Genomic DNA, 19451 nt, shown 5'->3' with positions numbered 1-19451 from the left:
ACTGGCCGGAAAGCGGCCTGTGGGAGCCTGTGGATAACCCGCCCCTGCCGCAGCCCGGCCTCGCGCGCTAGAGTCCCCGGAACAGCGACGTTACTGATCGGTAAGAGGTGCGGTATGAGGCTCGGCATCAACCTCGGCTACTGGGGTGCCGGAATGGACGCGGACAACCTCGCGGTCGCCCGCGAGGCGGACCGGCTCGGCTACGCGGTCTGCTGGGCCGCCGAAGCGTACGGCTCGGATGCCGCCACCGTGCTCGCCTGGGTCGCCGCCCAGACCGAGCAGATCGACGTCGGCTCGGCCATCTTCCAGATCCCGGCCCGTACGCCCGCGATGACGGCCATGACCGCCGCCACCCTCGACACCCTCTCCGGCGGCCGTTTCCGGCTCGGGCTCGGCGTCTCGGGCCCGCAGGTGTCGGAGGGATGGTACGGGGTGCGGTTCGACAAGCCGCTGGCCCGCACCCGGGAGTACGTGGAGGTCATCCGCAAGGCGATGTCGCGCGAGCGGCTGACCCACGACGGCGACAACTGGACGCTGCCGCTGCCCGGCGGCCCCGGCAAGCCCCTCAAGCTCACCGTGCACCCGGTGCGCGAGTACATCCCGCTCTACATCGCGGCCATAGGCCCGAAGAACCTGGAGCAGACCGGCGAGATCGCCGACGGCGCGCTGGTCCTCTTCTACGCCCCCGAGCACGCCGAGGCGACCACCCTCAGCGCGCTGCGCGCGGGCCGCGCAAAGGTGGGCAAGGACCTTGAGGGCTTTGACGTCGTGCCCACGGTCCCCATGGCCCTGGGCGACGATGTGAACGCCCTCGCCGACCAGTTCCGCCCGTACACCGCGCTCTACGTGGGCGGTATGGGCAGCGCGAAGCAGAACTTCTACAACAAGCTCGCGCAGCGCATGGGGTACGAGAAGGAAGCCGCCGAGATCCAGGAGAAGTACCTGTCCGGGGACAAGGAGGGCGCGGCCGCCGCCGTCCCCCACGACCTGATCGACTCCACCGCGCTGCTCGGCCCCGTCGAGCGCATCGCCGACCGGATGCAGGCGTACGCCGAGGCCGGGGTCACCACCCTGTCGCTCACCCCCGCGGGCTTCACGCTGGAGGAGCGGCTGGCCGGGCTGCGGGCGGGCATCGAGGCGCTGGAGCGGGCCGGGCTGGCCTGAGGCCGCCCGGCCGCCGGCCGATACAGCGGGTCCTGCGGCCGTGGTGGGGGCTCGGGGGTCTTCCCCGCCACGGCCGTCACCCAGCACAACGCCGTACGAGCCCCGGGGTTACGCGGGCGCCGCCCCCGTGGATTCCCCCGTTCGGCCGAATCCCGTCCCCCAGGTGTTGCCGCTCCGCGCCGAGGGCAGTTGACTCTTTCTGCACGGATGCCGTGCACGGAGGAGGCAGTGATGCTCTCGGCGAAGCGCGTCTTCCAGGAGATCCTCGACAACGACGAGTCGTTCCGGCTCTTCTGCTCCATCGCGGCCAGCGGCGAGGCCCAGGGTGGGTGGGAGAACGGCAGGATCGCCGCGCTCGTCCCCGAGGGCCTGCGCGACCTCGCGCCCAAGATCACTCGCCATGGCGCGGACGAGGACAAACACGGCCGGATCTTCAACGCCCTGCTCCGCAAGCGCGGCCTGGAGCCGCTGGAGGTCCCCCGGGACACCGACTACACGATGCTGCTGGAGGCGCGCGGCATCGGCCTCGCCCATGAGAAGCTGCGCCGCGACGAGCCGCTGACCGAGCACGACATCATCATCTACCTCGCGCACAGCAGGGTCACCGAACAGCGCGCCTCCGCGCAGATGGCGATGTTGCGCAAGTACTTCGGCGACCATCCGGTCCTCGGCCGCGCCGTCGCCATGGTCTCCGCCGACGAGGACAACCATCTCGCCTACTGCCATGAGGAGCTGCTGCGCCTGGCCGCCGCCGGGCACGGCCGGACCATCCAGCGGGTCCTGCGCGAGAGCGCGCTCGCCGAGATGGAGGTCTACCGGGACGTCAGCCTCGCCGTGATGGCCCACATGGGGCTCATCCTGGGCTGGCCGAGGGCGCAGTGCGCGGTGCTGGCGGCGGGGGTCCTTGCCCTGTACGCGTACGAGCGGCTGGGCGGCTGGCGGCGCATGGTGTCGCTGCGGATGCCCGAGCGGCGGAACGCGCTGGGCGGGCCCGCGACGGCCGCGTCCGAGGCGCCCGAGTTCGTCTGACGCGGCTGTTCAAAGCCACTGACGGCGGCTGTTCAGAGCCAGCCGCGGCGCTTGAACAGGCGGTACAGCAGGGCGACCAGTCCGGCCATCACCACGACCACCGCCGGGTACCCCCAGGGCTGGTGCAGCTCGGGCATGTACTCGAAGTTCATCCCGTAGACACCGGCGATCATGGTCGGCACCGCGGCCATCGCCGCCCATGCCGAGATCTTCCGCATGTCGTCGTTCTGCCGCACACCCATCTGCGCGAGATGGGCGGACAGGACGTCCGACAGCAGCCGGTCCATGCCCTCCACATGCTCGTTCACCCGGGTCAGATGGTCGCTGACATCCCGGAAGAACGGCTGTGACGCCTCGTCCACGAAGGGCACCCCGGTACTCGAGAGCCGCCTTATCGGGTCGGCCAGCGGGGCCGTCGCCCGGCGGAATCCCATGACCTCCCGCTTGAAGGCGTAGATCCGCCCGGCGGTGCTCTGCGTGGTGGCGCCGTCCGGCGCGAAGACGTTTGCCTCCAGCTCCTCCAGGTCCTCGTGCAGGGCGTCCGCGACCTCCAGATAGGTGTCCACGACCGTGTCGGCGACCGCGTACATCACGGTCGTCGGCCCGTGCTGCAGCAGCTCCGGGTCACGCTCCAGCCGCTCGCGCACCATGCCCAGCGGGTTGGCCTCGCCGTGCCGGACGGTCACCACGAAGGAGTCACCGACGAACACCATCAGTTCACCCGCGGTGACGGTGCCTGCCGTGTCGTCGTACTGGACCGGCTTGAGGACCAGGAACAGCGAGTCGTCATAGACCTCCAGCTTCGGCCTCTGGTGGGCCTTGAGGGCGTCCTCGACGGCCAGGGGATGCAGCCCGAACTCGCTGGTGACCAGCTCGAACTCCTTCTCGGTCGGCGCGTACAGACCGATCCACAAGAAGGCGTCGCCACTCGCACGGGCCTGGTCGAGGGCGTCGGAGAAGTCGGCGGGCCCCTCGGTGCGGCGCCCGCCCTGGTAGATGGCACAATCCACGATCACGCCGGGCATTGTGCCCCCCAGGTCCCCGGTCCACACAAGATGATCACGGACGCCGGTGGTCCCCGCCCCCACTGATCGGCGCCGGGGTGGTCGTAGGGTGGCAGGCATGCCCATGCTGATCCTCGTCCGGCACGGCCGGTCCACCGCCAATACCGCGGGCGTCCTCGCAGGCTGGACACCCGGTGTCGCCCTCGACGAGCGCGGCGCCGCCCAGGCCGCGGCGCTGCCCGGCAGGCTGGCGCGGCTGCCGCTCGCCGCCGTCGTCACCAGCCCGCTCCAGCGCTGCCAGGAGACGCTGGCTCCGCTGCTCGCCGCCCGTCCCGAGCTGCCCGTGCACACCGAGGAGCGGATCGGGGAGTGCCACTACGGCGAGTGGTCGGGCCGCAAGCTCGCCGAGCTGGCCGATGAACCGCTGATGAACGTCGTCCAGCAGCATCCGTCCGCCGCGGCCTTCCCGGGCGGTGAGTCCATGCGGGCCATGCAGGCGCGCGCGGTCGACGCGGTACGCGACTGGAACGCCCGGATCGAGGAGCAGCACGGCGCCGACGCGATCTATGTGATGTGCTCGCACGGCGACATCATCAAATCGATCGTCGCGGACGCCCTAGGTCTGCACCTCGATCTCTTCCAGCGGATCTCGGTCGAGCCCTGCTCGGTCACCGCGATCCGCTACACCCCGGTCCGTCCCTTTCTGGTGCGGCTCGGGGACACCGGTGACTTCGCGGGGCTGGCCCCGCGCGAGGACACCCCTGCGGACCGGGGCGGGGACGCGGCGGTGGGCGGCGGCGCGGGAGCACCGTGATCTCTGTGCGCAGTAGGGTGGTGCCGCACCGCCGCGACGTGCCAGGACGGCCGTGACCGGGCAGTCGTGACACCCAGCAGCCAGCACCCAGTAGTTCAGCGGTCAGCAATCAACCAGCCAGCAGTCGAACCAAATGGAGCAGGACGTTGTCCCGTCAGGTGTTCCTCTATGACCCACCGGACCGTTTCATCGCCGGTACGGTCGGGCTGCCTGGCCGCCGTACCTTTTTCCTGCAGGCGTCCGCGGGTGGCCGGACCACCAGCGTCGCACTGGAGAAGACGCAGGTCGCCGCGTTGGCCGAGCGGATAGACGAGCTGCTCGACGAGGTGGTGCGGCGCACCGGCGGCAATGCCCCGGTCCCGGCCGTCGCTCCGGCCGAACTCACCGATACCGCGCCGCTGGAAGCCCCTGTGGAGGAGGAGTTCCGGGTCGGCACCATGGCGCTCGCCTGGGACGGCGAGGAACAGCGCATGATCGTGGAGGCGCAGGCGCTCGTCGAGCTGGAGGCCGAGTCCGAGGAGGACCTGGCCGAGGCCGAGGAGCGGCTGCTGCAGGACGAGGTGAACGGGCCGCCCATGCTGCGGGTGCGGCTCACCGGGACGCAGGCGCGCGCCTTCGCCAAGCGCGCCCTGGAGGTCGTCAACGCCGGCCGTCCGCCCTGCCCGCTGTGCAGCCTGCCGCTCGACCCGGAGGGACACGTATGTCCGCGCCAGAACGGATACCGCCGCGGAGCGTGACGCCCCCGTCCCCGGCCGAGCTGCTGGCCCTGGGCGAGCTGACGGTGCGCGGCCGGGTCAGGGAGGCGTCCAACGCGGTGCTGTACTGCACGGTCGAGCACCAGGGCCACAGCGCCCCGTGCGTCTACAAGCCGGTGGCTGGGGAGCGCCCGCTGTGGGACTTCCCGGACGGCACGCTCGCCCAGCGCGAGGTCGCGGCGTACGAGATCTCCGAAGTCACCGGCTGGGGCCTGGTCCCGCCCACCGTGCTGCGGGACGGACCGTATGGGCAGGGGATGTGCCAGCTGTGGGTCGAGGTGGCCACGGACGGACACCCTGACGGATCCGGGAATGGGTCCGGGGAGGGGTCCGGGGACGGCGGCGGGGAGATCGAGGGCCCGGAGCTGCTCGCCCTCGTCGAGGGCGATGAGCCGGGCCCCGGCTGGAAGGCGGTGGGCTTCGCCGAGGTCGGCGAGGGCCGTACCGCGCTGCTGGTGCACGCCGACGACGTACGGCTGCGTCGGCTGGCCGTCCTCGACGCGGTGATCAACAACGGCGACCGCAAGGGCGGCCATCTGCTGCCCGCGGCCGGCGGCCGGCTCTATGCGATTGATCACGGCGTCACCTTCAACGCCGACGACAAGCTGCGCACACTGCTGTGGGGCTGGGCCGGGGAGCCGCTGCCGGATGATGTGCTGGAGGTCCTCGGTCGGTTGACGGATCAGCTGGCCGAGGGCGGGCCGCTCAGCGCCCGGCTGGCGGAACTGATCACCGAGGCCGAGATCAAGGCGCTGCGGGCCCGGGTGGCCACGCTGCTGCGGACCAAGGTGCACCCCGAGCCCAGCGGTCAGTGGCCCGCCATCCCCTGGCCGCCGGTCTGAACGAGGCGGCCGGTCTGAACGAGGCGGCCGGTCTGAACGAGGCGGCCGGTCTGAACGAGGCGGCCGGTCTGAACGAGGCCGCCGTCCGAACGAGGCCGCCGTCCGAACGAGGCCACCGGTCCGAACGAGGCCACCGGTCCGAACGAGGCCGCCGGTCTGAATGAACGGGGACAAAGCAGGTCACGGGGGTTTGCGCAAGACCGCCTATCCGGCCAACAGCACTGGTCCGGTTCGTATCCGGAACCGGCATCCGGTTACGCTCATTGCATGTATGCCTGGCCCGCTTCTGAGGTTCCCGCCCTGCCCGGCAGTGGCCGCGACCTGAGCATTCACGACACCGCGACCGGGGGACGGATCAACCTCACCCCCGGTCCCGTCGCGCGCATCTACGTCTGCGGGATCACCCCGTACGACGCGACCCACATGGGTCATGCGGCGACCTACAACGCGTTCGACCTCGTTCAGCGCGTGTGGCTCGACACCAAGCGGCAGGTGCACTACGTCCAGAACGTCACCGACATCGACGATCCACTGCTGGAGCGGGCCGTGGCGAACGGCGACGACTGGACGGCCCTCGCCGAGCGCGAGACCGCCCTCTTCCGCGAGGACATGACGGCCCTGCGGATGCTCCCCCCGCGTCACTACATCGGCGCCGTCGAGGCGATACCGGGGATCGTGCCGCTCGTGGAGCGGCTGCGCGACCTGGGTGCCGCCTATGAGCTCGAGGGCGACATCTACTTCTCCGTGGAGTCCGATCCGTCGTTCGGGTCGGTCAGCCGGCTCGACGCCGAGGCCATGCGGCTGCTGTCCGCCGAGCGCGGCGGCGACCCGGAGCGCCCCGGCAAGAAGAACCCCATCGACCCGATGCTGTGGGTCGCCGCCCGTGCGGGCGAACCGAGTTGGGACGGCGGGTCGCTCGGCCCCGGCCGCCCCGGCTGGCACATCGAGTGTGTGGCCATCGCCCTCGACCACCTCGGCATGGGCTTCGACGTCCAGGGCGGCGGATCCGATCTCGCCTTCCCCCACCACGAGATGGGGGCCTCGCACGCCCAGGTGCTCACCGGTGAGCGGCCGTTCGCCCAGTCTTATGTGCACGCGGGGATGGTCGCCCTCGACGGCGAGAAGATGTCCAAGTCCAAGGGCAACCTGGTCTTCGTCTCCGCGCTCCGCCGCGACGGAGTGGATCCGGCGGCCATCCGGCTCACGCTGCTGGCCCACCACTACCGCGCGGACTGGGAGTGGACGGACGAGGTGCTGCGGGAGGCCGAGGAGCGCCTCGGCCGCTGGCGCGCCGCCGTCTCCCGGCCGGACGGGCCGTCGGCCGACGCGCTGATCGAGGAGATCCGCGAGGCTCTGGCGGACGACCTCGACGCCCCGGCCGCCCTGGCCGCCGTCGACCGCTGGGCCGCCACGCAGGCGTCCGCCGGCGGCACGGACGAGGGGGCGCCCGGTCTGGTGTCCCGCGCCGTGGACGCGCTCCTCGGCGTGGCGCTGTGATGTCAGGGCCCAGTTCGCCTCCGGGGCCCTCTATATCGGCTGGGGGCACCTCCCAGAGGTAGCTGGGGGAGGCTTGAGCGCCGCGGAGGCGAACCGAGCCGTCAAAAAGGGGACAGCAAGAGGGCGGGCCCGCACCGGAATCCTCCCGGTGCGGGCCCGCCCTCTTGCTGTCCCGGGCGGCCGCTGTGGTTACTGGCCGGAGCTCTGCTCCCCGTCGCCGCTTTGCTCCCCGTCGCTGCCCTGCTCCCGGTCGCCGCTTTGCTCCCCGTCGCCGCTTTGCTCCCGGTCGCCGCTCTGCTCCCCGTCGCCGCTCTGCTCCCCGTCGCCGCCCTGGTCCGTACCGCCTTCGTCGCCGTCGGCGTCCTCGGAGTCGTCCTTGGCCACGTCGTCCTTGGGGGACGGCTTGCGCGGCCGCGGATGACCGCTGGTCGAGTCCCGCAGATACGAGGCGCCCGTACCGCCCTCCCGGCCGTCCGCGACGCCGCCGCTCTCGGTCGCGTGGCCGCCCGGTCCGGGCTGGCCGTCGCGCCGCCGCAGATAGCGCTCGAACTCCCGGGCGATGGCCTCGCCCGACGCCTCCGGCAGCTCGGCGGTGTCGCGCGCCTCCTCCAGCGACTGGACGTACTCGGCGACCTCGCTGTCCTCGGCGGCCAGTTGGTCCACGCCCAGCTGCCAGGCGCGGGCGTCCTCGGTCAGCTCGCCGAGCGGGATGCGCACCCCGATCAGATCCTCGAGGCGGTTGAGCAGCGCCAGGGTGGCCTTCGGGTTCGGTGGCTGCGAGACGTAGTGCGGTACGGCGGCCCACAGGCTCACCGCCGGGACCCCGGCGTGGGTGCAGGCCTCCTGAAGGATCCCGACGATGCCGGTCGGGCCCTCGTAGCGGGTCTCCTCCAGGTCGAGGCTGCGGGCCAGGTCCGGATCGGAGGTGACCCCGCTGACCGGCACCGGCCGGGTGTGCGGGGTGTCGCCGAGCAGCGCGCCGAGGACGACGACCATCTCCACGCCCAACTCATGGGCGTAGCCGAGGATCTCATTGCAGAACGACCGCCAGCGCATGCTCGGCTCGATGCCGCGCACCAGCACGAGATCGCGGGACTTCTCCCCGTTCTCCGCCCGGACCACCGAGAGCCGGGTGGTCGGCCAGGTGATCTTGCGGACCCCGCCCTCCAGCGCCACGGTGGGCCGGTTGACCTGGAAGTCGTAGTAGTCCTCCGCGTCGAGCGCGGCGAAGATCTCGCCCTTCCACTCCCGGTCCAAGTGCCCGACCGCGGTGGAGGCGGCGTCTCCGGCATCGTTCCAGCCCTCGAAGGCACAGATCATGACCGGGTCGATCAGCTCGGGAACCCCCTCAAGCTCGATCACCCAGCGCCTCCTTCCGACCGGGGCGGACAGGTCGGTACCGCCGCCGGCTGCAGTTCCATTGCGTGCGTCCCAAGCCTACGGCTTCCAGGGCCTGTCACCGCAGCCCCCGTACAGCAGTACTAGGAGATTCATCCGACCTGTCTGCTGGAAACGCGGGCGTACCGTTGGACGGCCTCGAGCAGGAAGCGCTATACATCGGATCACCACGAAAGATCCGATGTCCTTGTGCCCCTCGCTCATGGAGCCCCCATCGAGTCTGCCTCCGACTTTCCCACGGCCGAGCGGCTGGACGCTCGGACGCGATGAATCCGGATCCCAACGCACCGGACGCGGCGGCGACTTCGAAGCGCTGGCCGCGCTGGTCACCGGCGGCGCCTCCGGCATCGGCGCCGCCGTCGCCACCGCGCTGCGCGACCGGGGCGTGCGGGTGGCCGTGCTCGACCGACCCGACCGGTGTACGTGCTCGATCGCCGCCACTGCCGGGCTGCCGCAGCACGCCGTCGTCTTCGGCGCCAACGCGGCCCGCGCCTGCGGCCCGGACGGCTGAATCGGCAGCGTCCTCACAGCGTGGAGCGCAGCCACTGCTCCACGCTGGCGATATGCACCGTCGCCCAGGACCGTGCCGCCTCCGCGTCGCGGTCCCGCAGCGCGGCCAGGATCGCCCGGTGCTCATGGAGGGTGCGGCTGACCGCGTCCTGCTGGCTCAGACCGCGCCAGACGCGGGCCCGGGTAGTGGGTCCCGACAGCCCGTCGAGCAGCGAGCAGAGCACCGAGTTGCCCGACGAGTGGACGATGCGGCGGTGGAATTCCAGATCGCAGGCGACCAGCTCCTCCACCGTTGGCTCCGGCCCGAGCGCGTCGAGCTGGGCGCTCAGCGCCTCCAGCTCGGCGTCGCGGATCCGGGTGCAGGCCAGCGCGGTGGCGGCCGGTTCCAGGATCCGCCGCACCGCCAGGAACTCCAGCACGGTGTCGTCACGGTGGAAGTCGACGACGAAGCTCAGTGCCTCCAGCAGCAGCTGAGGGTCGAGGCTGGTGACATACGTTCCGTCGCCCTGCCGCACATCCAGGATCCGGATCAGCGACAGGGCCCGTACCGCCTCGCGCAGCGAGTTGCGGGACAGGCCGAGATCGGCGGCCAGTTCGCTCTCCTTGGGGAGCCGGTCACCCGGCCGCAGCGCACCGGAGACGATCATGCCCTTGATCTTCTCGATCGCCTCGTCGGTGACCGCCATTGGTGGACCTCCCCGCGTCAAACGTCCGACCTCTGGACCATTATGGCGTACAGGCGCGGGCGGACCGGCGGCGTTGCCGGGGACGCCGCCGGTCGGCTGTGTGTGTCGGCTCTGCGCTGCCGGCGAGGAGCCTCAGAAGGTGAACGGTCCCGGCGACTGCGCGGACGTGGCGGTGCAGTTCACCGTGATGAGGCCGAAGATCACGAGCTTCAGCGACGTGGCCTCCAGCACGTCGCCCGCGGCGACCGTGCCGGTCAGCGGGCCGGTGCTCACATCGGAGCCGGACGGGAGTGCCGGGTTGGAGCTGCCGGTGAACGTCGTGGTGTCGGTGCCGTTCTTCGACAGGGTGAGCGTCGAGTTCACCGAGCCCGCCGGCACGTCGAGCGACGCCTTGACCGCCGACGAGGAGAGGGTGATCGTCGCCGAGGTGCCGTCCTGCGTGGCCACCAGCGTCGCCAGGCCGGAGCCGAAGGACCCGCAGTCGGCTGTCAGGGTCGCGGTCGTGGGCGTGACCGCGGTCGCCGTCGGCGCCAGGGCGAGCGCGCCGGTGGCCAGTGCCGCCGCTCCCAGTGCCGTGCTGATCCCGAGCTTGATACGTCTCATGGGACTGCCTTCCGGTGTGGGGGAAGTGCGCGATGTGGGGGGGTCGTTCCTGACTGCCCGTCACAGCGGGCGATGTCATTGATGCGCGTGCCACCGAAGAAAGCAAGAGCGATTCCGCTGATTTGTCAACGCGCGGGTCAGGTAGCCCTCCGGCGCACAGCCCGCACAGCCCGCACAGCCCGCACAGCCCGCACAGCCCGCACAGCCCGGCCCGAAAAAGCCCGGGCGGCCGGGTGAAACGAGGTCTCACCCGGCCGCCCGGGCCCGTCAGCGGTCTGAGGGGAGTATCAGGCGGGCTTGGCCAGCAGCTCCTCGACCCGGGTCCGGATGTCCTGGGAGTCCAGGCCACGGATCGTCAGAGTGGTACGGCGGCGCAGCACATCGTCCGCCGTCTGCGCCCACTCGTGGTCCCGGGCGTAGACGACCTGTGCCCAGATCTCCGGGGCGTCCGGGTGGATCCGCTCGGCGAGCGCGGCGTCGCCGCTCGCGAGCCGGGCGATGTCGAAGGAGAGCGAACCGTAGTGGGTGGCCAGATGGCGCGCGGTGTCGGCGGCCATCCGCGGTCCCGGCGTACCGCCGTCGACCAGCAGCCGGTGCTCGACCGCGTGCGGGCTGGCGAGACCGGGCAGTGGCATGTGCTTGGGGAGCAGCTTGACCGGCTCCATGTCGTCCGCGAGCGGGCGGCCGGGCAGCTCGGCGAGCTTGTTCATGACGGTGCGGCCGATGTGGCGGAAGGTGGTCCACTTGCCGCCCGCTATGGAGAGCATGCCGCCCTTGCCCTCGGTGACCACCGTCTCCCGCTTGGCCTTGGCGGTGTCGCCCGGGCCGCCGGGCAGTACGCGAAGGCCCGCGAAGGAGTAGGTGATCAGATCGCGGGAGAGCTGCTGGTCGCGGATGGAGAAGGCCGCCTCGTCCAGGATCTGGGTGATGTCGGCCTCGTTGACCGCGACGTCGGCCGGGTCGCCCTCGAATGCCTCGTCGGTGGTGCCCAGCAGCAGCATGTCCTCCCAGGGGAGGGCGAAGGTGATGCGGTACTTGTCGATCGGGGTCGCCAGCGCCGCCTTCCACGGGGAGGTGCGCTTGAGGACCAGATGCGCGCCCTTGGAGAGCCGGATCGACGGTGCCGCGTTCGGGTCCTCCATCCGGCGCAGGTGGTCCACCCAGGGGCCGGTGGCGTTGAGCACCAGACGGGCGTCGACACCGAACTCGGTGCCGTCGGTGCGGTCCTTGAGCTCGGCACCGGTCACCCGGCCGTCGGTCTTGCGCAACCCGACGACCTCGGCGTGGTTGAGGACGGTGGCGCCCGCCTCGGCCGCCGCCCGGACCGTCATCAGGGCCATGCGGCTGTCGTTCATCTGGCCGTCGCCGTAGACCGCGACCGCCTTGAGGCCCTCGGTGCGCAGCTCCGGGACATCGCGGGCGGCCTTCTCCGCGCCGATGACATGGCCGACGCCGTCACGGAACGCGGAGAGCGCGGAGTAGGCGAAGACGCCCGCGCCGAGCTTGGCCGCACCGTGCGGGCCGCCCTTGTAGACGGGCAGGTAGAAGGTGAGCGGGTTGGACAGATGCGGGGCGACGGTGCGGGAGACCGCGCGCCGCTCGAAGTGGTTCTCGGCGACCAGCTTGACCGCGCCGGTCTGGAGGTAGCGCAGGCCGCCGTGGAGCAGCTTGGAGGAAGCGGAGGAGGTGGCGCCGGCGAAGTCGCCGGCGTCCACCATGGCCACCCGCAGCCCGGACTGCGCGGCGTGCCAGGCAGTGGTGATGCCCAGGATGCCGCCACCGATCACCAGGAGGTCGTACGTTGCCTTGGACAGCTGCTCCCGGGTCTCGGCGCGGCTCGGGTGCGAGCCGGCAGCCGGGTGCGTTCCGAGGGAGGGAACGCTCTGCAGGGTGGTCATGTGATTACTCCTCGTCCTCGATCCAGCCCATGGTCCGCTGCACGGCCTTGAGCCAGTTCTTGTACTCGCGGTCGCGAACGTCCGCTTCCATACGGGGGGTCCACTCGGCGGCCCGGCGCCAGTTGGCGCGCAGGGCATCGGTGTCCGGCCAGAAGCCGACGGCCAGGCCGGCGGCGTAGGCGGCGCCGAGGCAGGTGGTCTCGGCGACCATCGGGCGCACCACGGGTGCGTCGAGGGCGTCCGAGAGCGTCTGCATCAGCAGGTTGTTGGAGGTCATTCCGCCGTCGACCTTGAGCGCGGCGAGCTCGACGCCGGAGTCCTTGGTCATCGCGTCGACGATTTCGCGGGTCTGCCAGGCGGTGGCCTCGAGCACCGCACGGGCGATGTGCGCCTTGGTGACATAGCGGGTCAGACCCGCGATGACACCGCGGGCGTCATCCCGCCAGTACGGGGCGAACAGGCCCGAGAAGGCGGGCACGAAGTACGCGCCGCCGTTGTCGTCCACCGAGCTGGCGAGGGTCTCGATCTCGGCGGCGCTGTTGATCAGGCCCATCTGGTCGCGCATCCACTGCACCAGCGAACCGGTGACGGCGATGGAGCCCTCCAGGGCGTAGACCGGCTTCTCGTTGCCGATCCGGTAGCCGACGGTGGTCAGCAGGCCGTTGTAGGAGTTGACCGGCTTGTCGCCGGTGTTCATCAGCAGGAAGGTGCCGGTGCCGTACGTGGACTTGGCCTCGCCCTCGGAGAAGCAGGTCTGGCCGAACAGGGCCGCCTGCTGGTCGCCGAGCGCGGAGGCCACGGGCACGCCCGCGAGGACGCCCTCGGCGGTCCGTCCGTACACCTCCGCGGAGGAGCGGATCTTCGGCAGCACCGCGGCCGGGATGTGCATCGAGGACAGGATCTTCTCGTCCCAGTCCAGGGTCTGCAGGTTCATCAGCATCGTGCGGGAGGCGTTGGTGACGTCGGTGACGTGCACACCGCCGTTGACGCCGCCGGTGAGATTCCAGATGACCCAGGAGTCCATCGTGCCGAAGAGGATGTCGCCCGACTCGGCGCGCTCGCGCAGCCCCTCGACGTTGTCGAGCAGCCAACGGATCTTCGGGCCCGCGAAGTAGGAGGCCAGCGGGAGGCCGGTCTCGCGGCGGAAGCGGTCCTGGCCGACGTTGCGGCCGAGCTCGCGACACAGGGCGTCGGTACGGGTGTCCTGCCAGACGAGCGCGTTGTGCACCGGCTCACCGGTGTTCTTGTCCCACAGCACGGTGGTCTCGCGCTGATTGGTGATGCCGATCGCCTTGACGTCGGCGGCGGTGATCCCCGCCTTGGTGATGGCGCCGCTCACGACCTCCTGGACGTTCTCCCAGATCTCGGTCGCGTTGTGCTCGACCCACCCCGGCTTGGGGAAGATCTGCTCGTGCTCCTTCTGGTCGACGGAGACGATTCTGCCGTCCCGGTCGAAGACGATGCAGCGGCTGGAGGTGGTGCCCTGGTCGATCGCGGCGATGAACGGTCCGGTGCTGTGTGTGTCAGTCATGGTGTGAATGCTCTCCTGCGAAGTCGGTGTATTGGGGTCGGCTCAGGCAAACGCGATCTCGAAGAGACCGCCGGCGAGAGCGCCGCCGACGAGCGGGCCCACGACGGGGATCCAGGCGTAACCCCAGTCCGAGCCGCCCTTGTTGGGCAGCGGCAGAAGGGCGTGCACGATACGCGGGCCCAGGTCACGGGCCGGGTTGATGGCGTAGCCGGTCGGGCCGCCGAGCGAGAGGCCGATACCGACGACCGACAGGGCCACGATCAGCACTCCGGTGCCGGAGACGCCCAGGCCCTTGGTGAGGCCGGTGGTGAGGATCAGCAGGACCAGCACGGCGGTGCCGATGATCTCGGTGACCAGGTTCTGCACCACGTTCCGGACCTCCGGGCCGGTGGAGAAGACGCCCAGCACCGGGCCGGCGGCCGGGGCCGCGGCCTTGTCGACCAGGCCCTCATCGTCCTTCCGGCCCACGATCTCCGGGTCGGTGAGGTGGGCCTGAAACTGACCGTAGTAGGAGAGCCAGGCGAGCGTGGCGCCGAGCATCGCGCCGAGCATCTGGCCCGCGAAGTAGACCGGAACGTCGCCCCACTCGCCGGTGGTGACCGCGATGCCGACGGTGACGGCCGGGTTGAGGTGCGCCCCGGAGAGCGGAGCCGATATGTAGGCGCCGATGAGCACGGCGAAGCCCCACCCGAAGGTGATGGCAAGCCAGCCCGCGTTCAGGGCCTTCGAACGCTTGAGTACGACGCCTGCGACCACACCGGCGCCGAGCAGGATGAGTGCGGCGGTACCGATGGTCTCGCCGATGAAGATGTCGGAGCTGGACACCCGCGACTCCTTTGTCCTTCGTCCAGGGGAAGGCGAACCCCCGGCTCCTGCCGAGGATCCGCGCCCTCATGGGAGGGCGTTGGTCGGCCCGCGGCGAGTCCACCATAGCGAATATTGTCGTCAGGTGTTCGACAATGCCGACCGATGAACGGCAGTTTTCTTCACGCTGAATGCCCCGTCAAGGGTCGTGTGAAGGAAAAATCGCGAGGATGTGAAACCGTGATGGAAGGGGCGGGGCCAGACATCGGTCCTGGTCAGAAGCGACCGGCGCCCAGGTCCCGGGAAACGGAGCGCGCACAGTCCCGTACCGCGGCCACGAGCTCCGAGCGCAGCTCCCCGTCATCGCACACCCGCTCGACCGCGCCCGTTATGCCCACGGCGCCCACCGGCAGCCGCCGCCGGTCGTGAATGGGGGCCGCGACCGACGCCACGCCCTCCCACGTCTCCTCCACGTCCGCGCCCCAGCCGCGTGCCCGGGTCAGGGCCAGGAGGTCCTCGAACTCCTCGACGCCGGTCACCGTGCGCGGCGTGAACGCCTTCCGTGCGCCTTCGGTCACCTCGGTGTGCGCGACCGGGTCGTACGCGGACAGCACCTTGCCCAGGGCGGTGGAGTGCAGCGGATGCATGGCGCCGACCTCCAGCACCTGCCGGCTGTCGTCGGGGCGGAAGACGTGGTGGACGATGAGCACGCCCTGCTGGTGCAGCACGCCCAGATACACGCTCTCGCCGCTGGAGCGGGCCAGGTCGTCCGTCCATACGAGGGCGCGGGCGCGCAGCTCGTGCACGTCCAGATAGCTGTTGCCCAGGCGCAGCAGCTCCGCGCCGAGCTGATAGCGGCCCGAGGCCTCGTCCTGCTCGACGAACCCCTCCTGCTGCAGGGTGCGCAGGATTCCGTGCGCGGTGCCCTTGGCCAGCCCGAGGGTGGAGGCGATGTCGGACAGTCCCAGACGTCGCTCACCACCGGCGAGCAGGCGTAGCATCGCGGCAGCTCGCTCCAAGGACTGGATGTTCCGGGCCATCGCCTACCCCTCCTGACTGCGGTTCGACAATGCTGAACACTATCGGTCCATGTCGACACCGTGGTACTGCATGGGCATCCCAAACGATCAACAGCGGGTCCCGGCTGTCCCGTCCCGGCAGATGGGACAGTCCTCGAGGAAAGAGCCCCGGCAGTTACGCTGGCGTGGTGCGCCCTCCTGACCGGGGGCGCAAAGCCGACAGCCGTCGCACTCCAGGGAGCACATCCATGGCCTCGCATACGCCATCGTCCACGCCCGCCGCCCGAGCCGACGCACTCCGCGAGGCACTGGCCACCCGTGTGGTGGTCGCCGACGGCGCGATGGGGACGATGCTCCAGGCGCAGGACCCCAGCCTCGAGGACTTCCAGCAGCTCGAGGGCTGCAACGAGATCCTCAACATCACCCGCCCGGACATCGTGCGGTCCGTCCACGAGGCCTACTACGCGGTCGGCGTCGACTGCGTCGGGACCAACACCTTCGGCGCGAACCACGCCGCGCTCGGCGAGTACGACATCCCCGAGCGCGTCTTCGAGCTGTCCGAGACCGGCGCCCGTATCGCCCGCGAGGTCGCCGACGAATTCGCGGCCGACGGCCGCCAGCGCTGGGTGCTCGGCTCCATGGGCCCCGGCACCAAGCTGCCCACCCTTGGCCACGCCCCCTACACCACGCTGCGCGACGCCTATCAGCAGAACGCCGAGGGCATGATCGCCGGCGGCGCGGACGCCCTGCTGGTGGAGACCACCCAGGACCTGCTGCAGACCAAGGCCGCGATCCTCGGCGCCCGCCGCGCCCTGGACGCCACCGGCGCGAACCTGCCGCTGATCTGCTCGGTCACCGTCGAGACCACCGGCACCATGCTGCTGGGCTCCGAGATCGGCGCGGCGCTGACCGCCCTGGAGCCGCTCGGCATCGACATGATCGGCCTCAACTGCGCGACCGGCCCGGCCGAGATGAGCGAGCATCTGCGCTATCTCGCCCGCCACTCGCGTATCCCGCTGTCCTGCATGCCGAACGCCGGTCTGCCGGTGCTGGGCAAGGACGGCGCGCACTACCCGCTGACCGCGGGCGAGCTCGCCGACGCCCAGGAGACCTTCGTCCGCGAGTACGGCCTGTCCCTCGTCGGCGGCTGCTGTGGTACGACCCCGGAGCATCTGCGCCAGGTCGTCGAGCGGGTCCGCGACCTGACCCCCGGCGAGCGCGAGCCGCGCCCCGAGCCCGGCGCCGCCTCGCTCTACCAGTCCGTTCCGTTCCGCCAGGACACCTCGTATCTGGCGATCGGCGAGCGGACGAACGCCAACGGTTCCAAGAAGTTCCGCGAGGCCATGCTGGAGGGCCGCTGGGACGACTGTGTGGAGATCGCCCGCGAGCAGATCCGCGAGGGCGCCCATCTGCTCGACCTGTGCGTCGACTACGTGGGCCGCGACGGCGTCGCCGACATGGAGGAGCTGGCCGGCCGCTTCGCCACCGCCTCCACCCTCCCCATCGTGCTCGACTCCACCGAGGTGGACGTCATCCGCGCGGGGCTGGAGAAGCTGGGCGGCCGAGCGGTGATCAACTCGGTCAACTACGAGGACGGGGACGGCCCCGAGTCGCGCTTCGCCAAGGTCACCCGGCTCGCCCAGGAGCACGGTGCCGCCCTGATCGCGCTGACGATCGACGAGGAGGGCCAGGCCCGTACGCCCGAGAAGAAGGTGGAGATCGCCGAGCGGCTGATCGCCGACCTGACCGGCAACTGGGGCATCCACGAGGCGGACATCCTCATCGACTGCCTCACCTTCACGATCTGCACCGGGCAGGAGGAGTCCCGCAAGGACGGCACCGCCACCATCGAGGCGATCCGCGAGCTGAAGCGGCGCCACCCGGACGTGCAGACCACGCTGGGCCTGTCGAACATCTCCTTCGGCCTGAACCCGGCGGCCCGCATCCTGCTCAACTCGGTCTTCCTCGACGAGTGCGTCAAGGCGGGCCTCGATTCGGCGATCGTGCACGCCAGCAAGATCCTGCCGATCGCGCGGTTCGACGAGGAGCAGGTCACCACGGCTCTCGACCTGATCTACGACCGTCGGGCGGAGGGCTACGACCCGCTGCAGAAGCTGATGGCGCTCTTCGAGGGCGCCACCGCGAAGTCGCTCAAGGCGGGCAAGACCGAGGAGCTGCTGGCCCTGCCGCTCGAGGAGCGGCTCAAGCGGCGCATCATCGACGGGGAGCGCAACGGCCTGGAGGCCGACCTCGACGAGGCCCTGGGGGAGCGGCCCGCCCTCGACATCGTCAACGAGACGCTGCTGGACGGCATGAAGGTCGTCGGCGAGCTGTTCGGCTCCGGACAGATGCAGCTGCCCTTCGTCCTCCAGTCCGCCGAGGTCATGAAGGCCGCGGTGGCGCACCTCGAGCCCCATATGGAGAAGTCGGACACGGAGGGCAAGGGCACCATCGTGCTGGCCACCGTCCGCGGCGACGTCCATGACATCGGCAAGAACCTCGTCGACATCATCCTGTCCAACAACGGCTACAACGTGGTCAACCTCGGCATCAAGCAGCCGGTCTCCGCGATCCTGGAAGCCGCCGAGGAGCACCGGGCCGATGTGATCGGCATGTCCGGGCTGCTGGTGAAGTCCACCGTGATCATGAAGGAGAACCTGGAGGAGCTCAACCAGCGCAAGCTGGCCGCCGACTACCCCGTCATCCTCGGCGGCGCGGCGCTCACCCGGGCCTATGTCGAGCAGGACCTGCACGAGATCTACGAGGGCGAGGTCCGCTACGCCCGCGACGCCTTCGAGGGGCTGCGCCTCATGGACGCGCTGATCGCCGTCAAGCGCGGCGTCCCCGGCGCCACCCTCCCCGAGCTCAAGCAGCGCCGCGTCCCCCGGCGCGCCGTCGAGGTGCGGGAGCCGGAGCCCGACGAGGGTCCCGCGCGCTCGGACGTGGCCACCGACAACCCGGTACCGGAACCGCCCTTCTGGGGCACCCGGGTCGTCAAGGGCATCCAGCAGGCCGACTACGCCTCCTGGCTGGACGAGGGCGCCCTCTTCAAGGGCCAGTGGGGGCTCAAGCAGGCCCGCACCGGCGACGGGCCCGGCTACGAGGAGCTGGTGGAGACCGAGGGACGACCGCGGCTGCGCGGCTGGCTCGACAAGCTGCACACCGAGAACCTGCTGGAGGCGGCCGTCGTCTACGGCTACTTCCCGTGCGTGTCCAAGGGCGAGGACCTGGTCCTGCTGAACGAGGACGGCAGCGAGCGGACCCGCTTCACCTTCCCGCGCCAGCGCCGCGGCCGCCGGCTGTGCCTCGCGGACTTCTTCCGGCCCGAGGAGTCGGGGGAGACCGATGTGGTCGGGCTGCAGGTGGTGACGGTCGGCTCGAAGATCGGCGAGGCCACCGCCGAGCTGTTCGCCGCCGACTCCTACCGTGACTACCTGGAGCTGCACGGGCTGTCCGTCCAGCTGGCCGAGGCGCTGGCCGAGTACTGGCACGCCCGGGTCCGGGCCGAGCTGGGCTTCGCCGGGGAGGACCCGAGCGATGTCGAGGACATGTTCGCGCTGAAGTACCGCGGCGCCCGCTTCTCGCTGGGCTACGGCGCCTGCCCGGATCTGGAGGACCGCGCGAAGATCGCCGACCTGCTGGAGCCGGAGCGGATCGGGGTGAAGCTCTCGGAGGAGTTCCAGCTGCACCCCGAGCAGTCCACGGACGCCATCGTCATCCACCATCCGGAGGCGAAGTACTTCAACGCCCGGTAGGGGCCCCTGGGCCGTCCGTGGGCGCCTTACGGCGGCCATCAAGCGCCGCGGCCCGGCGCGACGTAGACTGGTCGATCCGGTAGAGGCCGGTCGTCTTCCGTATCGCGGAAGGGGGCCGGCCTTCGTGCCCCTTATCCGGAGG

15 protein-coding genes and 1 pseudogene are annotated in these 19451 nt (G+C 70.6%); 8 read left to right on the top strand and 8 right to left on the bottom strand.

The annotated features are described in order from the left end of the window. Positions 1-114: 114 nt before the first annotated feature. Together ABZU99_RS26425 and ABZU99_RS26420 are read left to right on the top strand one after the other, a co-directional pair. Positions 115-1164 (top strand): LLM class F420-dependent oxidoreductase, encoded by a 1050-nt coding sequence (locus ABZU99_RS26425; protein WP_355949358.1) that lies wholly within the window; start codon positions 115-117, stop codon positions 1162-1164. A gap of 231 nt (positions 1165-1395) precedes the next feature. Further along, positions 1396-2193 (top strand): ferritin-like domain-containing protein, encoded by a 798-nt coding sequence (locus ABZU99_RS26420; protein ID WP_355949355.1) that lies wholly within the window; start codon positions 1396-1398, stop codon positions 2191-2193. A gap of 32 nt (positions 2194-2225) precedes the next feature. Here ABZU99_RS26420 and corA read toward each other — a convergent pair whose 3' ends face one another. Further along, complete coding sequence (corA, locus tag ABZU99_RS26415) at positions 2226-3218, bottom strand: magnesium/cobalt transporter CorA (RefSeq protein WP_356049220.1); 993 nt, start codon at positions 3216-3218, stop codon at positions 2226-2228. Between the two features lie 97 nt (positions 3219-3315). Between corA and ABZU99_RS26410 the strand changes: the two genes are divergently transcribed. The 4 genes from ABZU99_RS26410 to mshC all read left to right on the top strand — a co-directional run bounded on the left by ABZU99_RS26410 (position 3316) and on the right by mshC (position 7105). Next, the gene (locus ABZU99_RS26410; RefSeq protein WP_355949349.1) at positions 3316-4011 is read left to right on the top strand and encodes a histidine phosphatase family protein; all 696 of its coding nucleotides are present in this window, start codon (positions 3316-3318) and stop codon (positions 4009-4011) included. 146 nt (positions 4012-4157) lie between these two features. Next, on the top strand, positions 4158-4748 hold the full coding sequence (locus tag ABZU99_RS26405; protein WP_356049222.1) for a DUF3090 domain-containing protein: 591 nt from the start codon (positions 4158-4160) through the stop codon (positions 4746-4748). Next, a complete protein-coding gene (locus ABZU99_RS26400) occupies positions 4712-5608 on the top strand; it encodes an SCO1664 family protein (RefSeq protein ID WP_356049224.1) in 897 nt (298 codons plus the stop codon). The genes ABZU99_RS26405 and ABZU99_RS26400 overlap by 37 nt, the downstream gene beginning before the upstream one ends. A gap of 267 nt (positions 5609-5875) precedes the next feature. Then, complete coding sequence (gene mshC / locus ABZU99_RS26395) at positions 5876-7105, top strand: cysteine--1-D-myo-inosityl 2-amino-2-deoxy-alpha-D-glucopyranoside ligase (RefSeq protein WP_355949340.1); 1230 nt, start codon at positions 5876-5878, stop codon at positions 7103-7105. Positions 7106-7294: 189 nt separating this feature from the next. Here mshC and ABZU99_RS26390 read toward each other — a convergent pair whose 3' ends face one another. Next, on the bottom strand, positions 7295-8467 hold the full coding sequence (locus ABZU99_RS26390) for a PAC2 family protein (protein WP_356050084.1): 1173 nt from the start codon (positions 8465-8467) through the stop codon (positions 7295-7297). 349 nt (positions 8468-8816) lie between these two features. On the opposite strand from ABZU99_RS26390, the pseudogene ABZU99_RS26385 reads away from it, so the two are divergent. Beyond that, a pseudogene (locus ABZU99_RS26385) lies at positions 8817-8912 on the top strand (SDR family NAD(P)-dependent oxidoreductase); the annotation flags it as partial. Between the two features lie 115 nt (positions 8913-9027). Here the strand turns inward: ABZU99_RS26385 and ABZU99_RS26380 are convergent. From ABZU99_RS26380 to ABZU99_RS26355, 6 genes are all read right to left on the bottom strand, one after another. Beyond that, the gene (locus ABZU99_RS26380; RefSeq protein ID WP_356050082.1) at positions 9028-9699 is read right to left on the bottom strand and encodes a FadR/GntR family transcriptional regulator; all 672 of its coding nucleotides are present in this window, start codon (positions 9697-9699) and stop codon (positions 9028-9030) included. A gap of 132 nt (positions 9700-9831) precedes the next feature. Beyond that, positions 9832-10302: a hypothetical protein gene (locus tag ABZU99_RS26375; protein WP_355949331.1), complete on the bottom strand. Its 471-nt coding sequence runs from the start codon at positions 10300-10302 to the stop codon at positions 9832-9834. Positions 10303-10589: 287 nt separating this feature from the next. Next, a complete protein-coding gene (locus ABZU99_RS26370; RefSeq protein WP_355949328.1) occupies positions 10590-12200 on the bottom strand; it encodes a glycerol-3-phosphate dehydrogenase/oxidase in 1611 nt (536 codons plus the stop codon). A gap of 4 nt (positions 12201-12204) precedes the next feature. Next, on the bottom strand, positions 12205-13731 hold the full coding sequence (glpK, locus tag ABZU99_RS26365; protein ID WP_355949325.1) for a glycerol kinase GlpK: 1527 nt from the start codon (positions 13729-13731) through the stop codon (positions 12205-12207). 42 nt (positions 13732-13773) lie between these two features. Beyond that, complete coding sequence (locus tag ABZU99_RS26360; protein ID WP_355949322.1) at positions 13774-14556, bottom strand: MIP/aquaporin family protein; 783 nt, start codon at positions 14554-14556, stop codon at positions 13774-13776. Positions 14557-14810: 254 nt separating this feature from the next. After that, positions 14811-15575 (bottom strand): IclR family transcriptional regulator, encoded by a 765-nt coding sequence (locus ABZU99_RS26355; protein ID WP_355949319.1) that lies wholly within the window; start codon positions 15573-15575, stop codon positions 14811-14813. Positions 15576-15802: 227 nt separating this feature from the next. On the opposite strand from ABZU99_RS26355, the gene metH reads away from it, so the two are divergent. After that, the gene (gene metH / locus ABZU99_RS26350) at positions 15803-19309 is read left to right on the top strand and encodes a methionine synthase (protein ID WP_356050079.1); all 3507 of its coding nucleotides are present in this window, start codon (positions 15803-15805) and stop codon (positions 19307-19309) included. The last annotated feature ends 142 nt before the right edge of the window (positions 19310-19451 follow it).

This window comes from Streptomyces sp. NPDC005266 (genome assembly GCF_040607655.1).
Taxonomy (GTDB): Bacteria; Actinomycetota; Actinomycetes; order Streptomycetales; family Streptomycetaceae; genus Streptomyces.
Note: the sequence above shows the minus strand (reverse complement) of the source record. Positions and strands in the feature narration are given on the sequence as shown.

What these genes read in the sequence shown, in the direction of transcription:
- ABZU99_RS26425 (WP_355949358.1), top strand. Translation starts at nt 115, where the DNA reads ATGAGGCTCGGCATCAACCTCGGCTACTGGGGTGCCGGAATGGACGCG.
- corA (WP_356049220.1), bottom strand. Translation starts at nt 3,218, where the DNA reads ATGCCCGGCGTGATCGTGGATTGTGCCATCTACCAGGGCGGGCGCCGC.
- ABZU99_RS26370 (WP_355949328.1), bottom strand. Translation starts at nt 12,200, where the DNA reads ATGACCACCCTGCAGAGCGTTCCCTCCCTCGGAACGCACCCGGCTGCC.
- ABZU99_RS26355 (WP_355949319.1), bottom strand. Translation starts at nt 15,575, where the DNA reads ATGGCCCGGAACATCCAGTCCTTGGAGCGAGCTGCCGCGATGCTACGC.
- glpK (WP_355949325.1), bottom strand. Translation starts at nt 13,731, where the DNA reads ATGACTGACACACACAGCACCGGACCGTTCATCGCCGCGATCGACCAG.
- ABZU99_RS26410 (WP_355949349.1), top strand. Translation starts at nt 3,316, where the DNA reads ATGCCCATGCTGATCCTCGTCCGGCACGGCCGGTCCACCGCCAATACC.
- ABZU99_RS26420 (WP_355949355.1), top strand. Translation starts at nt 1,396, where the DNA reads ATGCTCTCGGCGAAGCGCGTCTTCCAGGAGATCCTCGACAACGACGAG.
- ABZU99_RS26380 (WP_356050082.1), bottom strand. Translation starts at nt 9,699, where the DNA reads ATGGCGGTCACCGACGAGGCGATCGAGAAGATCAAGGGCATGATCGTC.
- metH (WP_356050079.1), top strand. Translation starts at nt 15,803, where the DNA reads ATGGCCTCGCATACGCCATCGTCCACGCCCGCCGCCCGAGCCGACGCA.
- ABZU99_RS26400 (WP_356049224.1), top strand. Translation starts at nt 4,712, where the DNA reads ATGTCCGCGCCAGAACGGATACCGCCGCGGAGCGTGACGCCCCCGTCC.
- ABZU99_RS26375 (WP_355949331.1), bottom strand. Translation starts at nt 10,302, where the DNA reads ATGAGACGTATCAAGCTCGGGATCAGCACGGCACTGGGAGCGGCGGCA.
- mshC (WP_355949340.1), top strand. Translation starts at nt 5,876, where the DNA reads ATGTATGCCTGGCCCGCTTCTGAGGTTCCCGCCCTGCCCGGCAGTGGC.